This is a genomic window from Pseudoclavibacter sp. AY1F1 (assembly GCF_002931075.1).
Lineage (GTDB): Bacteria > Actinomycetota > Actinomycetes > Actinomycetales > Microbacteriaceae > Pseudoclavibacter.
In genome coordinates this window covers 80,674-90,618 of sequence record NZ_PSTQ01000015.1, presented here as the reverse complement: position 1 = coordinate 90,618, position 9,945 = coordinate 80,674, and the positions used below count along the sequence as shown (strand labels likewise).

Genomic DNA, 9,945 nt, shown 5'->3' with positions numbered 1-9,945 from the left:
TGTCGCCGAACAGCCAGATGCCGCTCGTGTGCACGAATTGCGTGGGGGAGTGCACGAGTTCGTTGAGCACGTGGGGCACGAAGATCGGGTCGAGGTCGGCCGCCGAGGCCGTGTGGATGACCCCCTCGGCCTGGCGGAGGAGCGGGGCGAGCGCCGTGCGGTCGGTCAGGTCGACGACGACTGCCTTCGCGCCCGCCTCCCGGACGATGGCCGCCTTCTCGTCGCTGCGAACCGCGGCGGTCACGACGTGCCCGTTCGCGAGCAGGGCCCGCAGCACGGCCGAGCCGATGTAGCCGGTCGCTCCGGTCAGAAACACCTTCATGCGGTTGCCTTCCGTCGTGTCGAGCCGAGTATTCACTCTAGACACAGCAGTGCAACCGCGGCGGGGTCGGCGACATTCCGAACGTCGGCGACCCCGCCGGATGCTCAGTGCGTGCCCGGGCCCGACTTCCGCGCCCGGGTGCCCTGCTCGACGGGCGCCGTGTCCGGCTCGTAGGAGTGCTCATCAAGGGACCCGCCCGACTTCAGGACGCGCAGTTCCTCGGTCTGGACGCGGAGCGCCGGCGCGGCCGCGAGGTTCGACGGCTCTTTCGGAGTGCCGGGCAGCCAGACGTTGAAGAAGAGGTTGAGAACCACCGCGACGATCGCGGCGGAGCTGATGCCGGAGTCGAAGATCGTCACGAACCATTCGGGGAACGCGTGCCAGAACTGCGGCGAGACGACCGGGATGAGGCCGAAGGCGAGCGACGAGGCGACGATGATCATGTTGTTGTTGCCGTTGTAGTCGACCTTCGAGAGGGTGCGCACGCCGCTCGCCGCGACGCTCCCGAAGAGCACGATGCCCGCGCCGCCGAGCACGGGGCTCGGGATGACGCTGAAGACGGCCGCCGCCATCGGTGAGAGGCCGAGGATCACCAGGAGCCCACCGCCTGCCGCGACGGCGAAGCGGCTCTTGATGCCGGTGAGGGCGACGAGACCGACGTTCTGGGCGAAGGCGGTCGCCGGGAACGAGTTGAACACGGGAGCGATGAGCGAGGACACCATGTCGGCTCGCAGGCCGTCGCCGACGCGGCGCGAGTCGACCTTGGTGCCGACGACCTCGCCGACCGCGAGCACGTCGGCCGTGGTCTCGACCATGATGACGAGGATCACGATGGTCATGGAGACGATGGCGCCGATCTCGAAGATCGGCATTCCGAACGCGAAGGGCTGCGGGAACGCGAAAACGGACGCTGACCCGACGGCGTCGAAGTCGGCCTGCCCCATGATGAGCGCGAAGACCGTGCCGATGGCGAGCCCCAGCAGCACGGCGAGACGGGAGAGGGCCTTGATCTTGCTCAGGATGAGGACCACCGCGAAGGTGAACAGGGCGAGCCCGATCTTGTCGGCGGATGCGAAGCCCTCGGCCGTCGGGTCGGAGCCGGTCACCCAGCGCCCGGCGACGGGCATGAGGGAGAGCCCGATCACGGTGATGATCGACCCCGTGACGACCGAGGGGAAGAACCGGACGATCCTGGCGAAGAACGGCGCGATGACGAGGCCGATCGCGCTGGCGACGATGACGGCGCCGAACACGGTCTGGAGACCAGACTCGCCGTTGCCCGCGATGATGGCGAGCATCGTCGAGACGGCTGCGAAGGAGATGCCCTGCACAAGCGGTAGCTTCGAGCCGAAGTAGGGGACCCCGATGGTCTGCAGGATGGTCGCGGCGCCGCTGACGAACAGCGCGCAGGCGACGAGGAGCGCTTTCTGCCCGACGTCGAGTCCCGCGGCGCCGCCCACGATGAGGGGGACCGCGATGACGCCGCCGAACATGGCGAGGATGTGCTGGACGCCGTAGCCGATCGTCTTGCCAGGGCTGAGGCGCTCGTCCTCTGGGCGGATCTCGGCCGGCGGCTCTGGTGCTGCTGCTGCTGCCGCTGGAGGTGTGGTGTTGGGTTCGGGAGACATGGGCTGACCTCTCTCGGTCGTCAAAAGCGGGTCGTCAGAAGCGGGTCGACAAAATCGGGTCCACAACAATCGGGTCGACAAAAGCGGGTCGACAAACAGCGCTCTCAGGCGGAGCTGGTGGAGCGAAGCGCTGAGGCGAGCGCTCGATGAAGCAGCGGGTGCTAGATGAACGAGGGCGTGTCGGTCCACGCCTCGGGCGCCGGTGCGACGCCGTCTCGGATGACGGTTCCTTCTATGAGGCCATATGGGCGGTCGGCGGCGAAGAACACCTCGCCGGGGTTGTCGAGGTCGAACGGCGAGAGGTCGACGAGGAAGTGGTGCTTGTTGGGCATCGCGAAGCGCACCTCGGCGATCTCGGGGAACTGCTCGATCGCCGCCTTGCCCATCTGCCAGAGCGACTGCTGCAGTGCGAGCGAGTGCACGGTCGCGAACGTCGAGAGGAGCGCCGCCGAGACCCCCTCGTAGAGCGCGTTGTAGTCGGGCTCCGCCTCGACGGCCTCCGGCGTATAGCGCCAGCGGGCGGTGACCGAGGTGGCGAGGATGCGGTCGCTCGCTTCCGCGAGCGTCGTGTACTTATCGCGCGGGAAGCCACGGAACTCGCTGCCCGTCGACTTGAGCACCGTCAGGTCCTTGAGACCCGCCGTGACGTGGGTGGCACCGCCGATCTTCTGGACCGTCGCGAGCCGCGTCGCCTGGCCCTTGCGGACGAAGGCGTGGTCGTGCCCGTCGCCGTCCACGAGGATGCGCTCCCAAGAGAACTGCTCGGCCTGCCAGAGCCCGCCCTCGATCCATTCGAACTCGTCGACGAAGTGCGCGCCGAGCTTCAGCAGGAAGCTCTCCGGCGAGCCGACGCCGTGCTCGCGGGCAAAGGCGTACACGGTGTTCTTCTGCGTGTCCGTTGCCACCACCAGGGAGTTGTCCCCCTCGAGGTATGAGCCGACAAGCGCCTCGCCGCGGAGCTGACTCGTGATGTTGAGGTCCTCGATCTCGTGGCGAGCGGTGTCGCGCGTGATCTTGACGAGGCGGTTCTCCGCCTTGCCGTACTTGTTGGCGCCGAGGCTCACGGTCACATCGGTCATGGTCAGGTCCCCCTGTAGGTCGAGTAGGCGAATGGGCTGAGGAGGAGCGGCACGTGGTAGTGGGGTGCGGCTCCGTCGCCGGACACCTCGGTTGCAGCGGCGACAGTGATCGCTACTGCGATGTGCGGGTAGAACGTGTCGACGCCGCGGGCGGCGAAGTAGGCGCCGGTCTCGAAGACGAGCTCGTACGTGCCCGCTGGCAGGAGGGCCGGGCCGAGGTCGGCGACGCGACCGTCCGCATCCGTCACCGCCTCGCCGAGCTCCTGCCCGGAGAGGGAGCGGAGGCGGATGCGGATGCCCGCCGCGGCGAGTCCGACGGAGCTGTCGAGCACGTGGCTCGTGATCTGGCTGGTCATTCGGTCACCGATTCGTCGAGTCGCAGGAGGGTGATGTCGCGCAGCTCGGAAGCGACGACGGCAAGCTCTGTCGCGTCGTCGTTTCTGAGGCGTTCCTCGAGCTGCGCGAGGATCTCCGCTGGGGATCGGCCGGCAGCTCGGACGAGGAAGATGCGGTCGAAGCGTGCCTCGTAGCGGCGGTTGCCGTCTGCGATGCGGGCCAGGACGTCGGCGTCGGCCACCGCCACGGAGCCCTGTTCGCGGGCGGAGTGCCCCGCGCCCGGCTCGGCGGCGGCGGCTTGCTCGCCGATGCGCGGGTGCCCGGAGAGTGCCAGTTCCACCTCCGCGTCGTCCCAGGCGGCGGCTGCCTCGGCGGCGCGTTCCCGCAGCTCGCGCTTCGAGGCGAACGGGCGCGAGCTGGCCAGCGCGGTCGTGAAACTCGGGATGGCGACGAGGGTCGCCGCGAAGTCGACGGCGCTGGCCTCGCTGAGCCGGTTGTAGTCGCTGATGAGCAAAGTCGGATCCCTCCGTGGTGGATAGCCGTAAAGCTATCCCTTCACGCACGTTGGGAGATTTCAGCGAGGTAAAGGAGAGATTTCGATGCGTTTCGGGAGCGCAGGAGGGGCGCGCCTCTACGCAGCTCGGGACACGCCCGCACGCAGGAGGGCTACCGCTTGGCCGCCCGCGCCTCCGAGAACAGTGGATTGCTCGGGTCCGCCTGCGGCGCGCGCGCGATGACCCAGTTCGCAACGCAGGGCTCCGAGCTTCGATTGCTCACCCGGTGCGGAGTCTCCGACGAGTAGGTGATGGAGTCACCTGGTCGCAGCGTCACCGTGTCGCCGTGCACCTCGACCGTCAGCTCGCCCGAGATGACCACCCCGGACTCGACGCCGGCGTGCGTGGCGAACGACGCCGCGTCGCCGGAGCTCGCGGAGCTCAACGGCGGGAAGGTCGACTCGAAGTGGTCGATGCCGGAAGTACGGGAGCCGGACAGGCGGCGGTAGATGACGCCGCTGTCGAGCGTCACCGGCGCGATCTCGCCCCTCCGCAGCAGGCTGTAGCTGCCGAAACTCGACCGCTCGGCGTAGGAGCTCGTGCCTCCCGCGAAAACGTCCGTGATGGACGCGCCCAGCTCACCGACGATCGCGATCAGGCGATTGACGCTCGGGCGCATGACCCCACGTTCGATCTGCGAGACCGCGCTCGCGGAGATATCGAGGCGGCGGGCCAGCTCGCGGAGCGAGAGGCCGGCCTCCTCCCGGAGCGCTCGCAGGCGTGCCCCGAGTTCGGCCGCGTCGCCAGCTTGCTCGGCGAGCGTGGCCGCCGCGGCCGCCTCTGCGGACGCGGCCGGTGATACCTCGGCAACTGACCGGGGGATGAGCGTCTCTGGTTCTGGCACTCTGCACGCGCCTCTCGACTCTGGGGAACCACAGAGTAGCAAGCGCGAGCTTCACACTCCTGGAACCGGAGGTCGTGGCGGCTGATGTCCTGCTGGCACGACCTCCGGTGCAAGGCGACTACGCCGTGGTCGGGCCCAGGTCGGGGTCGGTGGCCTCGGCGGAGGGCGCCGGGGCGACCACGTTGGTCTTCGGCACTCCATCAGCGTCAGCCGATGCGCCCGGTGCGCCGCCGTCCGAGCTCGAGTCCGTTCCGCGACGGTCGACGCCAACCGTGACCTGCGTCACGAGCGCTGCGATGGCGCCCACGGCGACGAGCACCGGGGCGAGCGCTGCCGCGACAACGGTCACGGCCAGGCCGGCCGAAAGCGGGATCTCGAGGAGCGTGGTGCCGTCATCGTTCTTGATGAACACGCGCCGGACGTTGCCCTCGTGGATGAGCTCCTTGACCTTGCCGAGCAGGTTCTCGCCCGAGACCTTGAACTCCTCGTAGCCGTTCTTCTTCTCTGTCATGTCGTGTGTCCTTCCGCTGGGGGTGTTGGGTGGATCGTGCTGTGGAGAGTCGATCAGAGCAGGGACTCGGCGCCCTGTTCCTCCTGCCATTCGGCCATCTTCGAATAGTCGGGCAGCTCCTGGATGGACCAGGAATTGCCGTCAGGATCAGTGAAGTAGACGAAGCGACCCCACGCCTGCTCGTCGATGTCACTCACCTCGACGCCGCGGCCCTTGAGATCGGCGTGGGCTTCCTCAATGGAGGTCACGACGCACTGGAGCGCGCGGAGCGAGCCGGCAGGCATGTCGCTGATGCCCGTGCCGAAGGCGATCGAACAGGCCGAGCCAGGAGGGGTGACCTGCACGAAGCGGATCTCGTCGCTCACGACCTGGTCGTGGTCGACGGGCCACCCGAGCGTGTCGCCGTAGAAGGCGCGTGATCGGTCGACGTCTGCGACAGGTACCCCGACGAGCTCGATGCGGTAATCCACCATGATTTCTCCCCCTGCAGTTCAGTGCCTCTGCGCCGCGCGAATCCCCTGCCACGCGAGCGTGCGGGCAATCTAGCACCGGCCTCCGACAGTTGCGCGAGAGCCCGTCGCCGGCCGCGCGAGGCGCGTCAGCGGACCTCCCGCCATGCGGCGAGCGCGGCCTCCCTGCCCTCCTTCAGACCCACGATGGGCGCCGGATACTCTCCGCCCCCTGCCTCGGGAACCCACCGCTGCACGTAGGCGCCGTGGGGGTCGAAGCGCTCCGCCTGCCGCTCTGGGTTGAAGATGCGGAAGTACGGGGCAGCATCCACGCCGGAACCGGCGACCCACTGCCAGTTGAAGGGGTTCGAGGCCTGGTCGGCGTCGACCAGCGTGTCCCAGAACCATTCCTCGCCCCGACGCCAGTCGGTGAGGAGGTGCTTCGTCAGGAACGACGCGGTGACCATGCGGATGCGATTGTGCATGGTGCCGGTGCGCCACAGCTCGCGCATGCCAGCATCCACGATCGGGATCCCGGTGTTCCCGCGCTGCCAGGCGTCGAGGGCGTCCCGGTCGAGCTCTGGCCACGGGAAATCCTCGTAGGCCGCGCGCCACGGGCGCTTGTGCAGCTCGGGGAAGCTGTACAGCGTGTGCCACGCGAACTCGCGCCAGAGCAGTTCGCGGCGGAAGGTCGCGGCGCCTTCCCCGGTGCGGCCGTCGAGCGCGTGCCAGGCCTGCGCCGAGGAGATCTCGCCCCAGCGCAGGTGCGGGCTCAAGCGGCTGGTGCCAACGAGGTCGGGCCGGTCCCTGTCGTTCTTGTAGTCGGTGACGGCCCCGTCGAGGAAAGCCTCGAGCAGCTCGTGGGCGCCCTGCTCGCCCGGCGTCCACTCCTCCCGCAGGCCCTCGGCCCAGTCAGGGCGAGTGGGCAGCAGCGTCCAGGTGTCGAGCTTGTCGGAGTCGAGCGACGTCGCCTTCGAGCCGCGGGGGAGCGCATCCGGGGCAGGGAGCGGGTCTCGGGGCGGCTCGTGCTGGAATCGGCTCTGGCAGGCATTCGCGAAGGGCGTGTACACCCGGTACGCCTCACCCTGCCCGGTCTGGATCTGCCAGGGCTCCGTGAGGAGCGAGCCGGGCAGGCTGTGCGCCTCGGTCCCGGCATCGATGAGGCCCTGCTTGATGTCGGCGTCGATCTCGCGCTCGGCCCCGCCGTAGCGGCGGTTCCAGACGACAAGCTCAGCACCGACCTCCGCGGCGACGCTCGACACGATGTCCCGGGCGATGCCGCGTCGCAGCACAAGCGCGCCGCCGATTTCCTCGAGGCTCGCGGCGAGCGAGGCCAGGCTGTGATGGAGCCACCACTTGGCAGCCCCGCCGAGCGGCCGCACGCCCGGCGACTGCTCGTCGAGCACAAACAGCGCGATGACTGGCCCGCCGCGTTCGAGCGCGGCGTGCAGGGCCGGGTGATCGTGGAGGCGCAGGTCGTCGCGGAACCAGACGAGCGTAGGGGAGACCATTCGGCAAGGCTAGGGGGAGAACCTCGGTCGCTGGCTGGATGCGGGCCTCACCAGAGTCATCCCAGAGGACCATGCGGGGGCGACCATGGGCGGACGCGCCCGCCCGGGGTGCCTCCGTAGCGTCGAGAACATGAACACCACACCCCCACTTGTCGCGAGCGTCGTCGACGTTCGAAAGATCTACGGCTCCCACGGCAACGTCGCCGCCCTCGACGGCGTCAGCCTCGGCATCAGAAGCGGTGAGTTCACGGCCATCATGGGTCCGAGCGGTTCTGGCAAGTCGACGCTCATGCACGTCATGGCCGGGCTCGACGGCGCTAGCTCCGGCCGCGTGTTCCTCGGCGACACCGAGATCTCCGGGATGAACGACGCCGAGCTGACGGTGCTGCGGCGCCGCGCGGTCGGCTTCATCTTCCAGGCCTTCAACCTCGTCCCGACCCTGGATGTGCGCGGAAACATCATGCTGCCGTTCGACCTCGACGGTCGATCCGTCTCGCGCGACGAGGAGCAGTGGATCTCGCACCTCATCCAGACGCTCGGTCTCGCGCAGCGCCTCGCTCACCGCCCTTACGAGCTCTCCGGCGGCCAGCAGCAGCGAGTTGCCATCGCCAGAGCCCTCGCGACGCGGCCGAAGCTGATCTTCGCGGACGAGCCCACGGGAAACCTCGACTCCAGGACGGGACGCGAAGTGCTTTCCCTGCTTGCAACCGCGAGCAGCCAGTACGGCCAGTCGATCGCCATGGTGACGCACGACCCAATCGCCGCGAGTCACGCCGACCGGGTCGTGTTCCTCGCCGACGGCAAGGTCGTCGCCGACCGGCCTCGCACAAGCGCCGCCGAGATCTCCAACCTCATGCTCTCCATGGAGACGGCAGCATGAGCGCCGTCGCCAGTCAGAACGCCACAAAGACCAGGAGCGCCGTCAAGGCGCACCGCGCGCCGGAATCCCAACAGAGCAGCGGAGGCGCAGCGGTTGTACTGGTCTCTGCTCTCTCCGCCGCCTTCGGCACGGTGCTGATCATGATCGTCGCCGACCTGGCCGCCTATTTCGACGCGTCGGGCCTCAGCGAGATCGGCCAGCTCGCGACGGTGCTCGGCACCATCGCCGCGCTCTTCTTCACTATCGCGCTCTTCGTCGGGGCCGTGGTCACGTCGAACTCCGTCGCCACCGTGATCGCGGGGCGCACGAAGGAGATCGCGCTCCTGCGCCTCATCGGGGCGTCCGGACGCTCGCTTCGTGCCCGCACCGTGCGCGAGGGGCTCGTGCAGGGCGCCTCGGGTGCCGCGGCGGGGGCCTCACTCGGCGTGGGCCTGACGGCGCTCGGCGCCCAGCTCGCGATCACCAACGGCGCGCTCGATCCGTTCCCCTTCCCGATCGTGCATCCGGCCGTGCTGGCACCAGTGCTCGCCGTGACGGCGGCGACGGTCATCGCGTCTTGGGTCGGCTCGCGTCGTGTCCTGACGGTGTCTCCCATCGCGGCGACCTCGGCAGTCGCCGAGCCGACCATGCAGGAGCTGAGAGCCGGGCGGGGGCGCAGCGTCACCGCAGTGATCCTCATCGCCCTCGGCGTCGCCATGCTCGTCGGGGGAGTCTTCCTCGGCCTGTCCAGCCCAACCGGCGTGCTCGTGAGCGTCGTCGGAGGAATGTTCTCGTTTGTCGGCGTCGTGATCGGCTCCCCGGTCATCCTGCCGCCGCTCATGAGCCTCAGCGGCCGGGCACTCGGTCGCGGCCCCGTGACCCGTCTCGCCGCGGCGAACGCCGTGCGCAACCCCGCACGCAGCAGCCGCGCCGTCATCGGGCTTGTCATCGGCATCACGCTGGTCACGATGTTCGCCGTCGCCACGGAGACGTTCCGCGCCATCACGCTCGAGTTCGGGCAGATGGAGCCCGAGGTGTACGCGGCCTTCGAGCAGGTCATCGACATCACAACCGCGATCATGAGCGTTCTCCTCGGCTTCTCGGTGCTCCTCGCAGCTGTCGGCATGGTGAACACGCTCTCCCTGAGCGTCATGCAGCGCAAGCGTGAGCTCGGACTCCTGCGGGCACTCGGCTTCACGGTCGGGCAGGTGCGCCGGATGATCGTGACCGAGGCCGTCGCCATGATCGCGTCCTCAGCTCTCTTCGGGTTGCTGCTCGGCGTCTTCTACGGCTGGGTCGGCGCGCAGGTCACCTTCGGATCGCTCGTCGGGCGCCTCGTGCTGCCGAGCATCCCGTGGGCCATCGTCGCGGGAGTGCTCGTCGTGACGCTCCTCATCACGGTCGCCGCGTCTCTGCTGCCCGCCCGCCGCGCGACGCGGGTCTCACCGGTCGCGGCCCTCGCCGTCGACTGAGCGGACGCCTCGCCCGGCCGCGCCGCGCCCGGCCGTCCCGCGCCCGCCCGTCCGCGCCTGCCCTCGCCTCGCCTCGCCTCGCCTCGCCGCGCCTCGCGCCCGACCCCTCGCCCGGCCTCGCGCCCGACCCCTCGCCCGGCCTCGCGCCCGACCCCTCGCCCGTCCTCGCGCCCGTCCCCTCGCCAAAGTTGTGGCCCGTTGCCGTTCCCGAATTCGGGAACAGCAATGGGCCACAACGCTGTGCGGGCCGCGCTCGTCGCGGTGCCGCTTTGGTGAGTTCGTGATCGAGCTCGCTCGTTGCGTCCAGCGTTGTGGCTAGGTGCTGCTGCCGGGCTCGGGAACAGCGAGGGGCCACAACGTTGTCTGGTCCTGCTCGTCGG

11 protein-coding genes are annotated in these 9,945 nt (G+C 69.1%); 2 read left to right on the top strand and 9 right to left on the bottom strand.

What is annotated here, in order from left to right:
• From C5B85_RS17240 to C5B85_RS17200, 9 genes are all read right to left on the bottom strand, one after another.
• The coding region (locus C5B85_RS17240) for an NAD(P)H-binding protein (protein WP_146078007.1) at nt 1-322 on the bottom strand (322 nt) is incomplete at its 3' end.
• A 104-nt stretch (nt 323-426) separates the two neighbouring features.
• On the bottom strand, nt 427-1,950 hold the full coding sequence (locus tag C5B85_RS17235) for a nucleobase:cation symporter-2 family protein (protein ID WP_104287231.1): 1,524 nt from the start codon (nt 1,948-1,950) through the stop codon (nt 427-429).
• Between the two features lie 161 nt (nt 1,951-2,111).
• Nucleotides 2,112-3,029, bottom strand: a complete 918-nt coding sequence (pucL, locus tag C5B85_RS17230) for a factor-independent urate hydroxylase (RefSeq protein ID WP_104287230.1) — start codon at nt 3,027-3,029, stop codon at nt 2,112-2,114.
• Nucleotides 3,030-3,031: 2 nt separating this feature from the next.
• Nucleotides 3,032-3,385, bottom strand: coding sequence for a hydroxyisourate hydrolase (gene uraH, locus C5B85_RS17225; protein WP_104287229.1), 354 nt, complete (start codon nt 3,383-3,385; stop codon nt 3,032-3,034).
• The gene (gene uraD / locus C5B85_RS17220; RefSeq protein ID WP_104287228.1) at nt 3,382-3,879 is read right to left on the bottom strand and encodes a 2-oxo-4-hydroxy-4-carboxy-5-ureidoimidazoline decarboxylase; all 498 of its coding nucleotides are present in this window, start codon (nt 3,877-3,879) and stop codon (nt 3,382-3,384) included. The genes uraH and uraD overlap by 4 nt, the downstream gene beginning before the upstream one ends.
• 152 nt (nt 3,880-4,031) lie before the next feature.
• Nucleotides 4,032-4,763, bottom strand: a complete 732-nt coding sequence (locus tag C5B85_RS17215) for a helix-turn-helix domain-containing protein (protein WP_258070876.1) — start codon at nt 4,761-4,763, stop codon at nt 4,032-4,034.
• A gap of 118 nt (nt 4,764-4,881) precedes the next feature.
• Nucleotides 4,882-5,274 carry a DUF4342 domain-containing protein gene (locus C5B85_RS17210; protein WP_104287227.1) on the bottom strand — a complete coding sequence of 131 codons (393 nt, stop codon included), beginning with the start codon at nt 5,272-5,274 and terminating at the stop codon, nt 4,882-4,884.
• Nucleotides 5,275-5,327: 53 nt separating this feature from the next.
• Nucleotides 5,328-5,744 (bottom strand): VOC family protein, encoded by a 417-nt coding sequence (locus C5B85_RS17205; protein WP_181064488.1) that lies wholly within the window; start codon nt 5,742-5,744, stop codon nt 5,328-5,330.
• A 128-nt stretch (nt 5,745-5,872) separates the two neighbouring features.
• Nucleotides 5,873-7,234 (bottom strand): deoxyribodipyrimidine photo-lyase, encoded by a 1,362-nt coding sequence (locus C5B85_RS17200; protein WP_104287225.1) that lies wholly within the window; start codon nt 7,232-7,234, stop codon nt 5,873-5,875.
• A gap of 130 nt (nt 7,235-7,364) precedes the next feature.
• Here C5B85_RS17200 and C5B85_RS17195 point away from each other — a divergent pair, with 130 nt between their 5' ends.
• A complete protein-coding gene (locus tag C5B85_RS17195; protein WP_104287224.1) occupies nt 7,365-8,114 on the top strand; it encodes an ABC transporter ATP-binding protein in 750 nt (249 codons plus the stop codon).
• Nucleotides 8,111-9,565 (top strand): FtsX-like permease family protein, encoded by a 1,455-nt coding sequence (locus tag C5B85_RS17190; RefSeq protein WP_258070875.1) that lies wholly within the window; start codon nt 8,111-8,113, stop codon nt 9,563-9,565. The genes C5B85_RS17195 and C5B85_RS17190 overlap by 4 nt, the downstream gene beginning before the upstream one ends.
• Nucleotides 9,566-9,945 lie beyond the last annotated feature (380 nt).

Excerpts from the sequence above, each read along its gene's own strand:
- C5B85_RS17235 (WP_104287231.1), bottom strand. The coding sequence starts at position 1,950 with ATGTCTCCCGAACCCAACACCACACCTCCAGCGGCAGCAGCAGCAGCA.
- pucL (WP_104287230.1), bottom strand. The coding sequence starts at position 3,029 with ATGACCGATGTGACCGTGAGCCTCGGCGCCAACAAGTACGGCAAGGCG.
- uraH (WP_104287229.1), bottom strand. The coding sequence starts at position 3,385 with ATGACCAGCCAGATCACGAGCCACGTGCTCGACAGCTCCGTCGGACTC.
- C5B85_RS17210 (WP_104287227.1), bottom strand. The coding sequence starts at position 5,274 with ATGACAGAGAAGAAGAACGGCTACGAGGAGTTCAAGGTCTCGGGCGAG.
- C5B85_RS17200 (WP_104287225.1), bottom strand. The coding sequence starts at position 7,234 with ATGGTCTCCCCTACGCTCGTCTGGTTCCGCGACGACCTGCGCCTCCAC.
- C5B85_RS17195 (WP_104287224.1), top strand. The coding sequence starts at position 7,365 with ATGAACACCACACCCCCACTTGTCGCGAGCGTCGTCGACGTTCGAAAG.
- C5B85_RS17190 (WP_258070875.1), top strand. The coding sequence starts at position 8,111 with ATGAGCGCCGTCGCCAGTCAGAACGCCACAAAGACCAGGAGCGCCGTC.